Source organism: Heyndrickxia vini (genome assembly GCF_016772275.1).
Classification (GTDB): Bacteria; Bacillota; Bacilli; order Bacillales; family Bacillaceae_C; genus Heyndrickxia; species Heyndrickxia vini.
Genome location: NZ_CP065425.1, coordinates 74,658 through 93,344, shown reverse-complemented (window position 1 = coordinate 93,344; position 18,687 = coordinate 74,658). Strand labels below are relative to the sequence as shown.

The window sequence follows — 18,687 nt, the reverse complement described above, 5'->3', positions numbered from 1 at the left end:
TTATTACTTGGTTATTTCTCATTTTATCTAGTTTTCAAGGAACAATTAGTTTGAAAGGAATTAACCTCTCAAAACTGAACAAAACGAAAGCGTCTTTTTGTAACCACGTCAGTGGTCTTCCATATTCCTTAGAAAGGAGGTGATCCAGCCGCACCTTCCGATACGGCTACCTTGTTACGACTTCACCCCAATCATCTGTCCCACCTTCGGCGGCTGGCTCCAAAAGGTTACCTCACCGACTTCGGGTGTTACAAACTCTCGTGGTGTGACGGGCGGTGTGTACAAGGCCCGGGAACGTATTCACCGCGGCATGCTGATCCGCGATTACTAGCGATTCCGGCTTCATGTAGGCGAGTTGCAGCCTACAATCCGAACTGAGAATGGTTTTATGGGATTGGCGTAACCTCGCGGTCTAGCAACCCTTTGTACCATCCATTGTAGCACGTGTGTAGCCCAGGTCATAAGGGGCATGATGATTTGACGTCATCCCCACCTTCCTCCGGTTTGTCACCGGCAGTCACCTTAGAGTGCCCAACTAAATGCTGGCAACTAAGGTCAAGGGTTGCGCTCGTTGCGGGACTTAACCCAACATCTCACGACACGAGCTGACGACAACCATGCACCACCTGTCACTCTTGTCCCCGAAGGGAAATCCCTATCTCTAGGGAGGGCAAGAGGATGTCAAGACCTGGTAAGGTTCTTCTTCGCGTTGCTTCGAATTAAACCACATGCTCCACCGCTTGTGCGGGCCCCCGTCAATTCCTTTGAGTTTCAGCCTTGCGGCCGTACTCCCCAGGCGGAGTGCTTAATGCGTTAGCTGCAGCACTAAAGGGCGGAAACCCTCTAACACTTAGCACTCATCGTTTACGGCGTGGACTACCAGGGTATCTAATCCTGTTCGCTCCCCACGCTTTCGCGCCTCAGCGTCAGTTACAGACCAAAGAGCCGCCTTCGCCACTGGTGTTCCTCCACATCTCTACGCATTTCACCGCTACACGTGGAATTCCGCTCTTCTCTTCTGCACTCAAGTCTCCCAGTTTCCAATGACCCTCCACGGTTGAGCCGTGGGCTTTCACATCAGACTTAAGAAACCGCCTGCGCGCGCTTTACGCCCAATAATTCCGGACAACGCTTGCCACCTACGTATTACCGCGGCTGCTGGCACGTAGTTAGCCGTGGCTTTCTGGTTAGGTACCGTCAAGGTACCGCCCTATTCGAACGATACTTGTTCTTCCCTAACAACAGAGTTTTACGATCCGAAAACCTTCATCACTCACGCGGCGTTGCTCCGTCAGACTTTCGTCCATTGCGGAAGATTCCCTACTGCTGCCTCCCGTAGGAGTCTGGGCCGTGTCTCAGTCCCAGTGTGGCCGATCACCCTCTCAAGTCGGCTACGCATCGTCGCCTTGGTGAGCCGTTACCTCACCAACTAGCTAATGCGCCGCGGGTCCATCTGTAAGTGGTAGCTAGTGCCACCTTTCAATTCTTCTTCATGCGAAGAAAAAAGTTATCCGGTATTAGCCCCGGTTTCCCGGAGTTATCCCAGTCTTACAGGCAGGTTACCCACGTGTTACTCACCCGTCCGCCGCTAATCATCGTAGGAGCAAGCTCCCACAAAGATTCGCTCGACTTGCATGTATTAGGCACGCCGCCAGCGTTCGTCCTGAGCCAGGATCAAACTCTCCAAAAAGATGTTTGATATAGCTCTAGTTTAAAAATAAATTAATTGACGTTTCGTTTTGTTCAGTTTTCAAAGATCAATTTTTCAAAGACAACTTTTATAATTTATCATTATTAAGTTTCTTTGTCAATAACTTTTTTCATTAAAATATCTTATGGTGGAGCCTAGCGGGATCGAACCGCTGACCTCCTGCGTGCAAAGCAGGCGCTCTCCCAGCTGAGCTAAGGCCCCATATTAGTTTTTGTATATAATGGTCGGGAAGACAGGATTCGAACCTGCGACCCCTTGGTCCCAAACCAAGTGCTCTACCAAGCTGAGCTACTTCCCGTACTTAATGGCGCGCCCGAGAGGAGTCGAACCCCTAACCTTTTGATCCGTAGTCAAACGCTCTATCCAATTGAGCTACGGGCGCATATAATGAAAGTTATTTCGCTTCGCAAAAAAACTTTGGTGCCGAGGACCGGAATCGAACCGGTACGGTAGTCACCTACCGCAGGATTTTAAGTCCTGTGCGTCTGCCAGTTCCGCCACCCCGGCAAGGGTTGTCTGGAGCGGAAGACGGGATTCGAACCCGCGACCCCCACCTTGGCAAGGTGGTGTTCTACCACTGAACTACTTCCGCGACTTAATTAGTTATAATGCGGGTGAAGGGAGTCGAACCCCCACGCCTTGCGGCGCCAGATCCTAAGTCTGGTGCGTCTGCCAATTCCGCCACACCCGCGTAAATTTAATGGTGAGCCATGAAGGACTCGAACCTTCGACCCTCTGATTAAAAGTCAGATGCTCTACCGACTGAGCTAATGGCTCATTTCTTTTAAAAATGGTGCCGGCCAGAGGACTTGAACCCCCAACCTACTGATTACAAGTCAGTTGCTCTACCAATTGAGCTAGGCCGGCATATTACTATTTTGTTAATATGGTGGAGGATGACGGGATCGAACCGCCGACCCCCTGCTTGTAAGGCAGGTGCTCTCCCAGCTGAGCTAATCCTCCATTTATTATACAGCCTGGCAACGTCCTACTCTTGCAGGGGGAGAGCCCCCAACTACCATCGGCGCTGAGAAGCTTAACTTCCGTGTTCGGGATGGGAACGGGTGTGACCTTCTCGCCATAATTACCAGACTATAAAAATTTTAGGGTTTGTTCCCTCAAAACTAGATAGATGAGAAATACTTCGTAATAACATTGAATCAAATTAGGATAAGTCTTCGACCGATTAGTATTCGTCAGCTCCATGTGTCGCCACACTTCCACCTCGAACCTATCAACCTGATCATCTTTCAGGGGGTCTTATTTAGATAAACTAAGGGAAATCTCATCTTGAGGGGGGCTTCATGCTTAGATGCTTTCAGCACTTATCCCTTCCGCACATAGCTACCCAGCGATGCCTTTGGCAAGACAACTGGTACACCAGCGGTGCGTCCATCCCGGTCCTCTCGTACTAAGGACAGCTCCTCTCAAATTTCCTACGCCCACGACGGATAGGGACCGAACTGTCTCACGACGTTCTGAACCCAGCTCGCGTACCGCTTTAATGGGCGAACAGCCCAACCCTTGGGACCGACTACAGCCCCAGGATGCGATGAGCCGACATCGAGGTGCCAAACCTCCCCGTCGATGTGGACTCTTGGGGGAGATAAGCCTGTTATCCCCGGGGTAGCTTTTATCCGTTGAGCGATGGCCCTTCCATGCGGAACCACCGGATCACTAAGCCCGACTTTCGTCCCTGCTCGACTTGTAGGTCTCGCAGTCAAGCTCCCTTGTGCCTTTACACTCTGCGAATGATTTCCAACCATTCTGAGGGAACCTTTGGGCGCCTCCGTTACCTTTTAGGAGGCGACCGCCCCAGTCAAACTGCCCGCCTGACACTGTCTCCCACCCCGATCAGGGGTGCGGGTTAGAATTTCAATACAGCCAGGGTAGTATCCCACCGACGCCTCCACCGAAGCTGGCGCTCCGGCTTCAAAGGCTCCTACCTATCCTGTACAAGCTGTACCAAAATTCAATATCAGGCTGCAGTAAAGCTCCACGGGGTCTTTCCGTCCTGTCGCGGGTAACCTGCATCTTCACAGGTACTATAATTTCACCGAGTCTCTCGTTGAGACAGTGCCCAGATCGTTGCGCCTTTCGTGCGGGTCAGAACTTACCTGACAAGGAATTTCGCTACCTTAGGACCGTTATAGTTACGTAGCCGTTTACTGGGGCTTCAATTCAAAGCTTCGCTTGCGCTAACCTCTCCTCTTAACCTTCCAGCACCGGGCAGGCGTCAGCCCCTATACTTCGCCTTGCGGCTTCGCAGAGACCTGTGTTTTTGCTAAACAGTCGCCTGGGCCTATTCACTGCGGCTCTCTCGGGCTTGCACCCTAACAGAGCACCCCTTCTCCCGAAGTTACGGGGTCATTTTGCCGAGTTCCTTAACGAGAGTTCTCTCGCTCACCTTAGGATTCTCTCCTCGCCTACCTGTGTCGGTTTGCGGTACGGGCACCTTTCACCTCACTAGAGGATTTTCTAGGCAGTGTGGAATCAGGAACTTCGGTACTATATTTCCCTCGCCATCACAGCTCAAGGTACATGGTGACGGGATTTGCCTCGTCACCCCTCTAACTGCTTGGACGCGCTATTCCAGCAGCGCGCTTACCCTATCCTCCTGCGTCCCCCCATCGTTCAAACGGTGAAGAGGTGGTACAGGAATATCAACCTGTTGTCCATCGCCTACGCCTTTCGGCCTCGGCTTAGGTCCCGACTAACCCTGAGCGGACGAGCCTTCCTCAGGAAACCTTAGGCATTCGGTGGAAGGGATTCTCACCCTTCTTTCGCTACTCATACCGGCATTCTCACTTCTAAGCGCTCCACCAGTCCTTACGGTCTAGCTTCTCAGCCCTTAGAACGCTCTCCTACCACGGACACCAGACGGTGTCCATCCACAGCTTCGGTGATACGTTTAGCCCCGGTACATTTTCGGCGCAGAGTCACTCGACCAGTGAGCTATTACGCACTCTTTAAATGGTGGCTGCTTCTAAGCCAACATCCTGGTTGTCTAAGCAACTCCACATCCTTTTCCACTTAACGTATACTTTGGGACCTTAGCTGGTGGTCTGGGCTGTTTCCCTTTGACTACGGATCTTATCACTCGCAGTCTGACTCCTAAGGATAAGTCATTGGCATTCGGAGTTTGTCTGAATTCGGTAACCCGATGAGGCCTTAGTCCAAACAGTGCTCTACCTCCAAGACTCTTACCTTAAGGCTAGCCCTAAAGCTATTTCGGAGAGAACCAGCTATCTCCAAGTTCGATTGGAATTTCTCCGCTACCCACACCTCATCCCCGCACTTTTCAACGTGCGTGGGTTCGGGCCTCCAGTAAGTGTTACCTTACCTTCACCCTGGACATGGGTAGATCACCTGGTTTCGGGTCTACGACCTCAAACTCATTCGCCCTATTAAGACTCGCTTTCGCTGCGGCTCCGCCTCTTCAGCTTAACCTCGCTTGAAATCGTAACTCGCCGGTTCATTCTACAAAAGGCACGCTATCACCCGGCGTCTTTCCGAAGGAAATACGCATAGGGCTCTAACTACTTGTAGGCACACGGTTTCAGGTTCTCTTTCACTCCCCTCCCGGGGTGCTTTTCACCTTTCCCTCACGGTACTGGTTCACTATCGGTCACTAGGGAGTATTTAGCCTTGGGAGATGGTCCTCCCTGCTTCCGACGGGATTTCACGTGTCCCGCCGTACTCAGGATCCACTCTGGAGGGAACGAAGTTTCAACTACAGGGTTGTTACCTTCTTTGACGGGCCTTTCCAGACCTCTTCATTTACTTCGTTCCTTTGTAACTCCGTATAGAGTGTCCTACAACCCCAAGAGGCAAGCCTCTTGGTTTGGGCTTCTTCCGTTTCGCTCGCCGCTACTCAGGAAATCGCGTTTGCTTTCTCTTCCTCCGGGTACTTAGATGTTTCAGTTCCCCGGGTCTGCCTTCCATACTCTATGTATTCAAGTAAGGATACTACCCCATTACGGGCAGTGGGTTCCCCATTCGGAAATCTCCGGATCAAAGCTTGCTTACAGCTCCCCGAAGCATATCGGTGTTAGTCCCGTCCTTCATCGGCTCCTAGTGCCAAGGCATTCACCGTGCGCCCTTACTAACTTAACCTAAAAAGGTTGTTTATTACTTACTTAATGGATTCATCCATAAAGTGGCGATTCTCGGTTATTACTTGGTTATTTCTCATTTTATCTAGTTTTCAAGGAACAATTAGTTTGAAAGGAATTAACCTCTCAAAACTGAACAAAACGAAAGCGTCTTTTTGTAACCACGTCAGTGGTCTTCCATATTCCTTAGAAAGGAGGTGATCCAGCCGCACCTTCCGATACGGCTACCTTGTTACGACTTCACCCCAATCATCTGTCCCACCTTCGGCGGCTGGCTCCAAAGGTTACCTCACCGACTTCGGGTGTTACAAACTCTCGTGGTGTGACGGGCGGTGTGTACAAAGGGGAACGTATTCACCGCGGCATGCTGATCCGCGATTACTAGCGATTCCGGCTTCATGTAGGCGAGTTGCAGCCTACAATCCGAACTGAGAATGGTTTTATGGGATTGGCGTAACCTCGCGGTCTAGCAACCCTTTGTACCATCCATTGTAGCACGTGTGTAGCCCAGGTCATAAGGGGCATGATGATTTGACGTCATCCCCACCTTCCTCCGGTTTGTCACCGGCAGTCACCTTAGAGTGCCCAACTAAATGCTGGCAACTAAGGTCAAGGGTTGCGCTCGTTGCGGGACTTAACCCAACATCTCACGACACGAGCTGACGACAACCATGCACCACCTGTCACTCTTGTCCCCGAAGGGAAATCCCTATCTCTAGGGAGGGCAAGAGGATGTCAAGACCTGGTAAGGTTCTTCGCGTTGCTTCGAATTAAACCACATGCTCCACCGCTTGTGCGGTACCGTCAATTCCTTTGAGTTTCAGCCTTGCGGTACTGTACTCCCCAGGCGGAGTGCTTAATGCGTTAGCTGCAGCACTAAAGGGCGGAAACCCTCTAACACTTAGCACTCATCGTTTACGGCGTGGACTACCAGGGTATCTAATCCTGTTCGCTCCCCACGCTTTCGCGCCTCAGCGTCAGTTACAGACCAAAGAGCCGCCTTCGCCACTGGTGTTCCTCCACATCTCTACGCATTTCACCGCTACACGTGGAATTCCGCTCTTCTCTTCTGCACTCAAGTCTCCCAGTTTCAATGACCCTCCACGGTTGAGCCGTGGGCTTTCACATCAGACTTAAGAAACCGCCTGCGCGCGCTTTACGCCCAATAATTCCGGACAACGCTTGCCACCTACGTATTACCGCGGCTGCTGGCACGTAGTTAGCCGTGGCTTTCTGGTTAGGTACCGTCAAGGTACCGCCCTATTCGAACGATACTTGTTCTTCCCTAACAACAGAGTTTTACGATCCGAAAACCTTCATCACTCACGCGGCGTTGCTCCGTCAGACTTTCGTCCATTGCGGAAGATTCCCTACTGCTGCCTCCCTAGGAGTCTGGTAGTATGTCTCAGTCCCAGTGTGGCCGATCACCCTCTCAAGTCGGCTACGCATCGTCGCCTTGGTGAGCCGTTACCTCACCAACTAGCTAATGCGCCGCGGGTCCATCTGTAAGTGATAGCCGGAGCCATCTTTCAATTCTCCTTCATGCGAAGAAAAAAGTTATCCGGTATTAGCCCCGGTTTCCCGGAGTTATCCCAGTCTTACAGGCAGGTTACCCACGTGTTACTCACCCGTCCGCCGCTAATCATCGCAGGAGCAAGCTCCCACGAAGATTCGCTCGACTTGCATGTATTAGGCACGCCGCCAGCGTTCGTCCTGAGCCAGGATCAAACTCTCCAAAAAGATGTTTGATATAGCTCTAGTTTAAAAATAAATTAATTGACGTTTCGTTTTGTTCAGTTTTCAAAGATCAATTTTCTTTCGCTTTCGTAAGCGACTTTTATATTTTACTACTTCAAGTTGTTATTGTCAACAACTTTTTTTATTTCTTTTTATTTGCTTCGTTGTCCTTTTGTGGGGCAACGAATAATAATATACCACCTTTTTTCAGGTGATGCAATACTTTTTTTCAACTTTTTATTTTTTAATATTACTATTTCAAAATACTAATAAATAGATTGTTTTATATGGATAAAAAAACTCCAATCAATTAATTGATTGGAGTTTAAGATTGCAATTAATCACGGTTTTTCATTAATGGGAACAACAAAACATCACGAATAGATGCCGAATTAGTTAAAAGCATGACTAGACGGTCAATTCCAATACCCAGTCCACCAGTTGGAGGCATGCCGTATTCTAGTGCTTCGATGAAATCATCATCCATCATATGTGCCTCATCGTTACCTTGTTCACGTTCTTTTAGCTGCGCTTCAAAGCGTTCACGTTGATCAATAGGATCATTCAATTCAGTAAAGGCATTTGCGTGTTCTCTTCCTACAATAAAAAGCTCAAAGCGATCCGTAAAGCGTGGATCTTCATCATTCTTCTTTGCTAATGGTGAAATCTCAACTGGATGACCATAAATGAACGTAGGCTGAATAAGCTTTTCCTCAACCTTTTGTTCAAAAAACTCATTAACTATATGACCATATTGCATGTGCTCAGTGATTTCAATTCCATGTTCTTTTGCTAACTGGCGTGCATCTTCAACAGAAGTGACATTCCAAAAATCTACTCCGGTATATTCCTTCACAGCATCAACCATATGTAGTCGGCGCCATTCCGGTTCAAGATTTACTTCATATTCTCCATACTCGATACTCGTACTACCAAGAACTTCTTTTGCAATATGAGCAACCATATTTTCAGTCAATTTCATAATATCTTTATAATCCGCGTACGCCTCGTATAATTCAATCATGGTAAACTCAGGGTTATGTCTCGTTGAAACCCCTTCATTACGGAAAACTCGGCCAATTTCATACACCTTTTCTAGTCCACCAACGATTAATCGTTTTAAATGTAACTCAATAGCAATTCGCATAAATAAAGGTATATCTAACGCATTATGATGGGTAATAAACGGTCTTGCTGAAGCTCCCCCGGCAATTGCATGCATCATCGGTGTTTCCACCTCTAAATATCCTTGGCTATCCAGATAACGTCGCATTGATTGGATGATCAAACTTCTTGTAATAAAAGTACGCTTACTATCGTCACTCATAATTAAATCTAAATATCGTTGACGATAACGCTGCTCAATATCTTTTAGACCGTGAAATTTATCTGGTAACGGACGAAGAGATTTGGTTAATAGTTTAAAGTCTTTTACTTTAATTGAAAGCTCTCCTACTTTTGTTTTAAAAACTGTTCCAGTTACTCCGACAATGTCACCTAAATCAGTTGAATTAAAAATCTCGTATTGTTCCTCGCCTACACTATCCTGACGTACATAAATTTGGATTTGGCCATTCAAATCTTGAACATGGGCAAAACCAGCTTTTCCTTTGCCTCTTTTTGTCATTACCCGACCAGCTATCGTTACATTTACCTCTTTCTCATCTAACTCTTCTTTTGAAAACTCTTCGTACTGTTCTTTAATTAATTGTGTATTGTGAGTTCGGTCAAAGCGTTTTCCGAACGGATCCATACCTTTATCACGGATAGAATTCATTTTTTCTCTTCTAACCTGTAATTGGTCATTTAATTCCTCAAAGCTCATTTTTGTCACTCCATCCTATATTATAAAGCTTGTACTAATATCTCATTATACTTTATTATTGTACACAATTTCACATTTTCAGACATCCCTTAGAAATAGATTTTTAAAAATCTATTTCTAAGGGATGATTATGTAGAAAAAACCACCAGTTCTAACTAGTAGTTTTTTGTATCAACTAACTTTAATAGAGCATGATTTAACTTCTTTTACAAAGTAAGTTAAAAGTTTTAAATACAAATTATAAACTCAGCAGCTTCAACTAATGTATCCATTTATATTAATTTGCCGGAGGTGTTAGCTCATCTACAGATATATCTAGAAGACTCGCCACCTTATTCAAAAATTCATCTGATGGTAAACGCGTTCCTCTCTCCATTTCACCTAAAATAGAGACAGATATTCCAAGTTCTTTCGCAAGACTTTCTTGTGTATATCCTTTTAATTTTCGAAACGCGCGAATTCGTCTTCCCCATTTATCTATTTCCATAATCGAACACCTTCTTTATCAGGTATTTCATTTAGAACTTGACGTAAAGGAATTGTTGCATTGGGCAACTGAGCACCAGGATCAATTTCAATTAAGGGCACTAACACAAATGCTCGTTCATGCATTCGTGGATGGGGAATAACCAAATGCTCTGTTTCAACATTTTCGTTATTATAGAGTAAAATGTCAAGGTCAATTGTTCTTGGTCCCCACCTAACATCCCTGGTTCTCCCCAATTCCTTTTCTATCTCTAAACACTTTTTTAATAGCTGTTCAGGTAATAACTCTGTTTTTACTTTAACAACAATATTCAAAAATTCACCTTGATCAGTATAGCCAACGGGATCTGTTTCGTAAACGGAAGATTCCGCCAGTAGTTCCAATCCATTATCTTTTAACGACGCACATGCATCTTTCAAGTTTTTTTCGCGATCACCAATATTCGACCCCATTGAAATATACGCAATATTTTTCATCGGCTTGTTCTCCTTGATATCTCAACTGCTACAGATTGGTAATGTCCGCGGATTGGCGGATCCGGCTTGATCAATTGAACAGTAACTTGTTCAATACGCGGAAATTTTTCCAAAACTAGTTTGGAAATCTCTTCTGCAACTGCCTCCAATAATTGGTAGGGTTTCCCCTCTACGATTTCTTTACAAACTTCATAAACTTCCGCATAGCTCACAGTATCATGTAAGTTATCAGTTTTTCCCGCCTTTTGTAAATCTAGTTCAAGTGTTAAAGTTACCCGAAATCTTTGACCAAGTCGATTTTCTTCTGGCAATACTCCATGATATCCATAGAACTCCATATTATTAATTAATATTTTATCCATTTATTTCACCCTTACCTATAAGAACGTCCATCATTTTTGTCATTCTACTAATTTCTTTAACATCATGTACCCTCATAATTTGGCACCCTTTTTGAATACCATAGCACACCGTAGCCCCTGTTGCTTCCATTCTTTCTTCAACCGGTAAGTTCATAATTTGCCCGATCATTGATTTTCTTGAAGTTCCTAACAAAACCGGGTACCCTAATCCAACAATTTTATCTAGATTTTTCATCAATTCAACTTGCTGTTCTAAACTTTTAGCAAAACCTATCCCCGGATCTAATACAATATTTTTATCCTCTACTCCGGCCTTTTTTGCAATAGTAATGCTCTCAAATAAATCTGCTATAACATCGCGGATAAACTCCGTATAGTTAAGATTCTCTCTATTATGCATAAGAATAATAGGGACATTATATTCAGAAGCAACGTTTGCAATTTCAGGATCTTTCTTTGCACCCCAAATATCATTGATAATGTGCGCTCCGGCTAGTATTGCTTGTTCTGCGGTTTTTGCTTTATATGTATCGATAGACAAAGGGGCATCGATTGTATTAGATAATTCTTTTATGATAGGGACAACCCTCGAAATTTCCTCTTCAGCATCAACTGTAACGTGACCAGGTCTGGTGGACTCTCCTCCAATATCTATGATATCAGCACCATCTCTAATCATTTGTTTTGCGCGTCTCACTGCGTTACTTATATTGTCGTATTTTCCACCGTCTGAAAAGGAATCAGGTGTTATATTTAAAATTCCCATAATTAATGTTTTATTTTTATAATCTAATTGATGTGAGCGACAATGAAGTACTTGAGTCATTCATTAATCTCCTTCCATAAGCGATTCCTATTAACAGTCTAACGCTTCCACATTATATTTCACAACCCATAATCAAAGTTAAATAAATATGTAAACACAAAAATGGCAAACGGGGTTTCCGTTTGCCTAAAAGATTAAGCTATACTATCCTCAATCTTCAAATTGGTATAACGCAGTACTTAAATAGCGCTCTCCATTGTCTGGAATAATAGCCAATACCTTTTTGCCCTTTCCAAGTTCTGACGCAACTTTTAAAGCAGCATAAATGGCCGCACCAGCAGATATTCCACCTAAGATCCCTTCTTCTTTAGCCACTCTTCTTGAAGCTTCAAATGCTTCCTCAGTGCCTACATGAATAATCTCGTCATAGATTTCTTTATTTAATGTATCGGGTACAAAGTTAGCACCGAGTCCTTGAATCTTATGAGGGCCAGGTTTTCCACCAGCAAGAATTGGTGAATCTTTTGGTTCAACCGCAACTATTTTAATGTTGGGGTATTTTTCTTTCAGAACTTGACCCGCACCTGAAATCGTCCCACCTGTACCGATCCCAGATACAAACGCATCTAATTGATCACCCATTTGTTCGACTATTTCTTTACCTGTAGTTAGACGATGAATCTCAGGATTTGCTTCGTTTTTAAATTGTTGAGGCATAAAGTATCCATGCTCACTAGCTAAGTCTTCAGCCTTCTTAACGGCACCATTCATCCCTTCTGCCCCAGGGGTTAACACAAGTTCAGCACCATAAGCACGGAGCAGGTTTCTACGTTCAAGGCTCATCGTATCAGGCATCACTAGAACTGCCTTATAGCCTTTTACCGCGGCAATCATCGCTAGACCTATACCTGTATTTCCACTTGTAGGTTCAACAATTGTATCACCAGGCATTATTTTTCCATCCTTCTCCGCAGCTTCAATCATGGCTAGCGCAATACGATCCTTCACACTACTTCCAGGATTCATATATTCAAGTTTGAGATATACTTCTGCTTGATTTTCATTTGTTGCACGTTTTAATTTCACTACCGGTGTTCCGCCGACTAATTCGGCAATTGAATTAACTAAACGAGCCATTTTACCACCTCAAATTCCGAGTATTTTTATTGGTTTAATTATTTCAAATTTATCATTTACTACTTAAAAAGTCAAAGAAAAAACTTTTAAAAAATAAAGACACAAGTATTATATACTTATGCCTTTCTTCCTAAAATATCCGTATGAATAATTAATTCGCTTCGTCTAGGAGTTCTTCTAATTCCTCTTTGGAAAATAAGTACTTTTCATTACAAAAATGGCATTGAGCTTCGGCTTTTCCATCTTCAACAATCATATCCTGAATTTCATCTTTTCCTAAGCTAATAATAGCTGCGCCAAAACGTTCTTTTGAACAATTGCATTTAAATTGTACTGGCATCGTTTCAACAACTTTTACATTGTCTTCCCCTAGTATATTCTCTAAAATTTCTTCTGGTTTCAACCCCTTTTGGATTAATTTTGAAATCGGTTCTGTTGATTGAAGTCTTTTTTCGATTTCATCAATGACACGATCGTCTGTTCCAGGTAGTAATTGAATAATAAATCCACCAGATGCAAGAATCGAATTATCAGGATTTACAAGTACTCCTACACCTACGGATGACGGAGTTTGTTCGGATGTAGCAAAATAATAAGTAAAATCCTCGCCAAGTTCACCAGATACGATAGGAACTTGCCCCGAGAAGTTTTCCCTTAAACCTAAATCCTTAACAACTGTTAATGTTCCCTCGGAGCCTACAGCCCTTCGCACATCCAATTTACCTTTTTCATTCAAATCAAAGTGAACTTGGGGATTTGTAACATAGCCACGCACTTCACCTTTTGAATTACTATCAACAAGAATCGGGCCAACCGGACCGTTACCTTCAATTTTGATAGTAAGTTTTTCTTCCCCTTTTAACATTGCGCCCATCATCACACCCGCTGTCATTGAGCGTCCTAATGCAGCAGATGCTGTCGGCCATGTGTAATGTCTTCGAACAGCCTCTCCGACTGTTTCTGTACTTGTTACCGCATAAGCACGAACTTGATTATTATACGCTAAAGCCTTTACTAAATAATCACCCATGATAACATTCCCTTCAATCATTCATATTTCTTTTATAAATTAGCCGCAAGCCTTTTAAAGTTAAAAATGAATCTACAATATCAATGGCCTTAGATTCACTAGCTATTAAATTTGCATGGCCCCCAGTTGCTACGACAATCGGCTCCTTTTTACTGTTTGCTTTCATACGGTTAACAATACCTTCAACTTGTCCGACATAGCCATATACAAGACCAGCTTGCATCGCAGCAACAGTATTTTTGCCGATTATTTCTTCCGTCTTTGCAATTTCTATTCTTGGTAGTTTTGCCGCTCTTGAATATAAAGCTTCAGCTGATATTCCAATGCCAGGAGAGATTGCTCCCCCCATATACTGGCTATGTTCATTTATATAACAAAAGGTTGTCGCAGTGCCAAAATCAACAATAATAAGGGGACTGCCATATTCATTAATCCCTGCCACAGCATTAACAATTCTATCTGCACCGACCTCACGAGGATTTTCATACTTTATATCTAAGCCCGTTTTAATTCCCGGTCCAACTACTAAAGGTTTTACATGAAAATACTTATTACACATTCTTTCTAATGTATACATAATTGGTGGAACAACGGTTGAAATAATTATTCCATTTATATCTTTAAATTCTATTCCAACATGCTGGAATAGCGACCGGATAATCATTGCATATTCGTCTTCTGTTTTATGGCGGTTAGTTTCAACGCGCCAATGATACTTTAAATCATCTTTATCATATACACCTAATACAATATTTGTATTTCCAACGTCTAATACGAATAACATATTTTCACCACTTTAACTATTCTAATTTACATGCCAACATCATACCATAATTTTGCTTATAAACGTAAAAAAAAAGGACATCGCTATTATATAATAACGATGTCCTTTTAAGAAATATTTTATTCTTTCGGTTCGTCTTTATCCTCTTGGTTAGAAACTCTTGTAGGTCCAAATTTTTCAGGACGATCCTCATCTTTTGATTCATCTGATTTAATGAAGTCTTCCTGCTTTTTCTGAATATTGACCTTTAACGGATCAGTTGAGTCTTCTTTATCGAATTTTAATTGTTCAGTTGTAGAGGATTTTCTATCAGGTAATGTACCGTGATCATAAATATGCTTAATTTGTTCAGCATCTAACGTCTCAACTTCTAGCAATGTTTCTGCAATGATCGTGAATTTTTCACGATTTTCAAGGATGATCTTTCTAGCTCGTTCATAACATTCTTTAATAATATCTTGAATCTCAGTATCGATTTCATAAGCAATCTTATCAGAGTAATTTTGCTCATTATTAAAATCGCGGCCTAAGAACACTTGACCACCTTGTGATTGACCAAATTGAAGAGGACCAAGCTTGTCACTCATTCCGTATTCAGTCACCATTTTTCTAGCAATATTAGTCGCGCGTTGGAAGTCGTTTGAAGCCCCAGTCGAAACTTCGCCAAAAGTAACTTCCTCTGCAACACGTCCACCTAAAAGTCCTGTGATTTTATCAAGTAGTTCAGGTTTTGTCATTAGATAACGATCTTCCTTCGGTAACATGACTGCATACCCTCCAGCTTGACCGCGTGGAACGATTGTAACTTTATGAACCATTTCCGCTTCATCTAACACTAGCCCTATTATCGTATGTCCACTTTCATGATAAGCAACAATTTTTCTTTCCTTTTTAGAAACAACACGGCTTCTCTTCGATACACCCGCGATGATTCTATCTGTCGCTTCGTCTACATCTGACATATCAATTTTCTTTTTGTTTTGTCTAGCTGCAACAAGAGCCGCTTCATTTAATAAGTTTTCTAAATCTGCACCTGAAAATCCTGGTGTTCTTTGAGAAATGGCTTTTAAATCAACATCTCCATCTAACGGCTTATTTCTTGCGTGAACACGCAGAACAGCTTCACGACCATTTACATCTGGACGATCTACAGTAATTTGACGGTCGAAACGTCCGGGACGTAATAAAGCGGGATCGAGAATATCAGGTCTATTTGTTGCTGCAACAATAATAATTCCTTCGTTAGCTCCAAAGCCATCCATTTCAACAAGTAATTGGTTTAATGTTTGTTCACGTTCATCATGACCGCCACCAAGACCTGCACCACGTTGACGACCTACAGCGTCGATTTCATCGATAAAGATAATACATGGAGCGTTTTTCTTCGCGTTTTCAAATAAATCACGAACACGAGAAGCACCGACACCGACAAACATTTCTACAAAGTCAGAACCACTGATTGAGAAAAACGGAACTCCGGCTTCACCGGCAACAGCACGCGCTAATAAAGTTTTACCAGTTCCGGGAGGTCCAACAAGTAAAACACCTTTCGGAATCCTTGCACCTAACTCAGCAAATTTGCGTGGGTCCTTTAAAAACTCTACTATTTCAACAAGTTCTTGCTTCTCTTCATCCGCCCCGGCAACATCACGGAAACGAACCTTTTTCTTTTCATCATTGTAAAGCTTCGCTTTACTTTTCCCAAAATTCATTACACGGCCACCGCCGCCTTGGGCTTGATTTAACAAGAAGAAGAAAAGGATAAAAATAATCACAAACGGAATAATTGATGTGAAAAACGACACCCAACCATTGGTTTCTTTAGCAGGCATATTTTTCATTTCAGTATTAGTGGCATTTACCGCCTTTTCAATACGTTCGAGAGCTGACGGACTATTCAGTACATACGTAACGAACTTTGTCTTTTCGTTATCCTTTAATTCCCCTCGAACTTCATACACACCTCTTTCAGGCTGCGATGAAAAATCCTTTACGTCCCCTTTTTCTAAATGGGAAATAAATTGGTCATATGTTAAATCTTTTGTCGACTCATTGTTATTGTTAAAATAGCTTACAATTCCAATAAGGACGAGAAATAATAATACATAAAAGATGGTATTTCTAAAGATTCTACTCATTCCTTACCTCCTCCCACGGTCAAAAAACTATATTCAATAGTATCATAGAAATTCTCAACATTACAACAATTTACCTTTTGGATTATGTTAGATGTTCTCAAACTTTATTTTGAACTTATTCACCTTTGTTATACACAGATGGTTTCAACACTCCAATATAAGGTAAATTACGATACCTCTCAGCATAATCTAATCCATATCCTACAACAAAGGCATCCGGAACATTAAAGCCGACATAATCTGCTTCAATATTTGCTTTTCTTCCAGTTGGTTTATCTAATAAGGTTACAATTTTTATGGATTTTGCTTTTCGATAACGGAATAACTCAACTAAATAACTTAAAGTAAGACCGCTATCAATGATATCTTCTATGATTAAAATATCTCTTCCTTCAACAGAAGTATCGAGATCTTTCAAAATCTTCACTTCTCCTGAAGAAACCATAGATTTACCGTAGCTGGATACATCCATAAAATCCATTTCCAAATATGTATCCACTTGCTTTAACAGATCTGACATAAACAACATAGCGCCTTTTAAAACACCGATTGCCAATGGGAAACGATCCTTATATTCCATTGTTAGTTGTTCAGCTAATTCCTTTGTTTTCTTCTGTATTTCTTCTTCGCTAATTAATACCTTTTCAATATCCTGTTTCATTGAAATGCTTGCCCCCTAGGAGTTGTTTGCTTTGAGTATTGTAAGATGTAACAAGATTGTTCTGGATTTGGCAAAAAACAGAAGCTGGATTTTTTCAAATGCGGTATCCATAAAATTTTGCCTTCATTATCAGTGACAATCGGCCAATCTTCCCTTTTATCTTTCGGGATTTTTTCATCAATAAATATATCCTTCACTTTTTTGGTTCCGTTTAGTCCTTTTACCCTCATTCGATCGCCAATTCTTTTGCTTCTTATAATTAATGGGAGCTGAGCTTCATCTAATTGTAAATATATTTCATCATCTTGAAGTTCATATACCTTCCCTTCGGTTAATTTCATCAAATACCCATTAGGTAAACTTTCTTCCTTATCTTTGAATAATTCTACTTCATATGTATGTGTTTGCTTCTCTCGCTTAAAAGAGAATATACATCTTTGATATGACCTTCTTACTTTTAAACCTAATGGAAGGTCTAGTTGACCCGATGGTTTTTGATCTGCCAATAAGTCTCGAATAGCGTCTGTATGATGGGTAGTTGTAATAGAAAGATTTTCTTTGTAAAGATAGTTTAATATTAGTTGAATCCCTCTTCTTTGTAAAGGCAAAGGCATTGCATTGAACAAGGGAATTTCAATCGTAATTTCATTTTCATTTTTATTCCATAACTTATTCATTTTTAGCAGCGTTAATTCCTGTAAATAATCCTCATCTTCGGTTATTTCCTCACTAAAACGTTGAAAATGTTCCTGTACATGAGGGTTTTCCCTTTTTAAAAAGGGTAAAACCTTTAATCGGTAACGATTTCTCGTATAATCTTGATCATGATTGCTTGGATCTATTCTTGGATGTAAATCATAAAAATTACAATATTCTTCAATCTCCTTTTTAGTTAAACAAAGGAGTGGCCTGACAATTTCTCCGTTTGCAAAAGGGCGAGTGATTGGAATACCTGCTCTTCCCTTACCAGTACTACCACGTGTTAATCTCATTAATATGGTTTCTATTTGGTCGTCTCCGTGATGACCTAATAAAAGTTTGTGATGATCATATCGTTCCATCATTTCTGCAAAAAATTGATAACGATATATTCGTGCTGTTTCTTCGAACCCTTTTTGTTCATGTATCATTTTTTCTTGAATATTTATTTGGACTGACTCACAAAAAATATCCCACTGTTCACAAAGATTTTGAACAAACTTAAGGTCATTATATGATTCATTCCCTCTTAACATGTGGTCAACATGTGCCACCATAATTGAAAGGTGATATTTAGTTTTCTTTTGATGTAGGTAATGAAGTAATGCAATAGAATCAGGGCCACCTGACACACCAACTAAAACAGAATCACCGTGGTTTAATAAGTTATTCTTTTTAATAAAATCGGCTATTTTCTTTTCAAACACAAGCATTAAACTCGTTCCTTTTCGTAATGAATAATGGTTTTCCTAACTTTCC

General features: G+C 42.3%; 11 protein-coding genes, 9 tRNA genes and 4 rRNA genes. All 24 read right to left on the bottom strand.

The annotated features are described in order from the left end of the window. Positions 1-132 precede the first annotated feature (132 nt). Positions 133-1,690, bottom strand: a 16S ribosomal RNA gene (locus I5776_RS00500). A 146-nt stretch (positions 1,691-1,836) separates the two neighbouring features. Beyond that, positions 1,837-1,912, bottom strand: a tRNA-Ala gene (locus tag I5776_RS00495). A 20-nt stretch (positions 1,913-1,932) separates the two neighbouring features. Next, positions 1,933-2,009: transfer RNA gene (locus tag I5776_RS00490), tRNA-Pro, on the bottom strand. A 7-nt stretch (positions 2,010-2,016) separates the two neighbouring features. Further along, a tRNA-Arg gene (locus I5776_RS00485) sits at positions 2,017-2,093 on the bottom strand. A gap of 36 nt (positions 2,094-2,129) precedes the next feature. Next, positions 2,130-2,218, bottom strand: a tRNA-Leu gene (locus I5776_RS00480). Positions 2,219-2,228: 10 nt separating this feature from the next. Beyond that, positions 2,229-2,303, bottom strand: a tRNA-Gly gene (locus I5776_RS00475). Positions 2,304-2,320: 17 nt separating this feature from the next. Next, positions 2,321-2,402: transfer RNA gene (locus I5776_RS00470), tRNA-Leu, on the bottom strand. 10 nt (positions 2,403-2,412) lie between these two features. After that, a tRNA-Lys gene (locus I5776_RS00465) sits at positions 2,413-2,488 on the bottom strand. Between the two features lie 14 nt (positions 2,489-2,502). Continuing rightward, positions 2,503-2,578 (bottom strand) — tRNA-Thr (locus I5776_RS00460). A 20-nt stretch (positions 2,579-2,598) separates the two neighbouring features. Next, a tRNA-Val gene (locus tag I5776_RS00455) sits at positions 2,599-2,674 on the bottom strand. A 12-nt stretch (positions 2,675-2,686) separates the two neighbouring features. Then, positions 2,687-2,803: ribosomal RNA gene (gene rrf, locus I5776_RS00450) — 5S ribosomal RNA — on the bottom strand. A gap of 74 nt (positions 2,804-2,877) precedes the next feature. Beyond that, a 23S ribosomal RNA gene (locus I5776_RS00445) occupies positions 2,878-5,827 on the bottom strand. A gap of 189 nt (positions 5,828-6,016) precedes the next feature. Then, a 16S ribosomal RNA gene (locus tag I5776_RS00440) occupies positions 6,017-7,566 on the bottom strand. Together the 16S, 23S and 5S rRNA genes with 9 tRNA genes alongside form the textbook arrangement of a ribosomal RNA operon. Before the next feature lie 334 nt (positions 7,567-7,900). Beyond that, positions 7,901-9,388 (bottom strand): lysine--tRNA ligase, encoded by a 1,488-nt coding sequence (gene lysS, locus I5776_RS00435; RefSeq protein ID WP_202778523.1) that lies wholly within the window; start codon positions 9,386-9,388, stop codon positions 7,901-7,903. 277 nt (positions 9,389-9,665) lie between these two features. Then, positions 9,666-9,875, bottom strand: a complete 210-nt coding sequence (locus I5776_RS00430) for a helix-turn-helix domain-containing protein (RefSeq protein WP_202778522.1) — start codon at positions 9,873-9,875, stop codon at positions 9,666-9,668. Further along, positions 9,866-10,351: a 2-amino-4-hydroxy-6-hydroxymethyldihydropteridine diphosphokinase gene (gene folK, locus I5776_RS00425; protein WP_202778521.1), complete on the bottom strand. Its 486-nt coding sequence runs from the start codon at positions 10,349-10,351 to the stop codon at positions 9,866-9,868. The genes I5776_RS00430 and folK overlap by 10 nt, the downstream gene beginning before the upstream one ends. Then, the gene (gene folB, locus I5776_RS00420; RefSeq protein ID WP_202778520.1) at positions 10,348-10,713 is read right to left on the bottom strand and encodes a dihydroneopterin aldolase; all 366 of its coding nucleotides are present in this window, start codon (positions 10,711-10,713) and stop codon (positions 10,348-10,350) included. The genes folK and folB overlap by 4 nt, the downstream gene beginning before the upstream one ends. Continuing rightward, on the bottom strand, positions 10,706-11,539 hold the full coding sequence (gene folP, locus I5776_RS00415; protein ID WP_202778519.1) for a dihydropteroate synthase: 834 nt from the start codon (positions 11,537-11,539) through the stop codon (positions 10,706-10,708). Before folP ends, folB begins: the two co-directional genes overlap by 8 nt. A gap of 150 nt (positions 11,540-11,689) precedes the next feature. Then, positions 11,690-12,616, bottom strand: a complete 927-nt coding sequence (gene cysK / locus I5776_RS00410; RefSeq protein ID WP_202778518.1) for a cysteine synthase A — start codon at positions 12,614-12,616, stop codon at positions 11,690-11,692. A gap of 151 nt (positions 12,617-12,767) precedes the next feature. Continuing rightward, the gene (gene hslO, locus I5776_RS00405) at positions 12,768-13,646 is read right to left on the bottom strand and encodes an Hsp33 family molecular chaperone HslO (RefSeq protein WP_202780619.1); all 879 of its coding nucleotides are present in this window, start codon (positions 13,644-13,646) and stop codon (positions 12,768-12,770) included. Between the two features lie 13 nt (positions 13,647-13,659). Beyond that, positions 13,660-14,430 (bottom strand): type III pantothenate kinase, encoded by a 771-nt coding sequence (locus I5776_RS00400; protein ID WP_202778517.1) that lies wholly within the window; start codon positions 14,428-14,430, stop codon positions 13,660-13,662. A gap of 119 nt (positions 14,431-14,549) precedes the next feature. Then, positions 14,550-16,568, bottom strand: coding sequence for an ATP-dependent zinc metalloprotease FtsH (gene ftsH, locus I5776_RS00395; RefSeq protein ID WP_202778516.1), 2,019 nt, complete (start codon positions 16,566-16,568; stop codon positions 14,550-14,552). A gap of 115 nt (positions 16,569-16,683) precedes the next feature. Further along, a complete protein-coding gene (hpt, locus tag I5776_RS00390; RefSeq protein WP_202778515.1) occupies positions 16,684-17,229 on the bottom strand; it encodes a hypoxanthine phosphoribosyltransferase in 546 nt (181 codons plus the stop codon). After that, entirely contained in the window at positions 17,226-18,641 is a 1,416-nt protein-coding gene (gene tilS, locus I5776_RS00385) for a tRNA lysidine(34) synthetase TilS (protein WP_202778514.1), read from the bottom strand. The genes hpt and tilS overlap by 4 nt, the downstream gene beginning before the upstream one ends. Positions 18,642-18,687 lie beyond the last annotated feature (46 nt).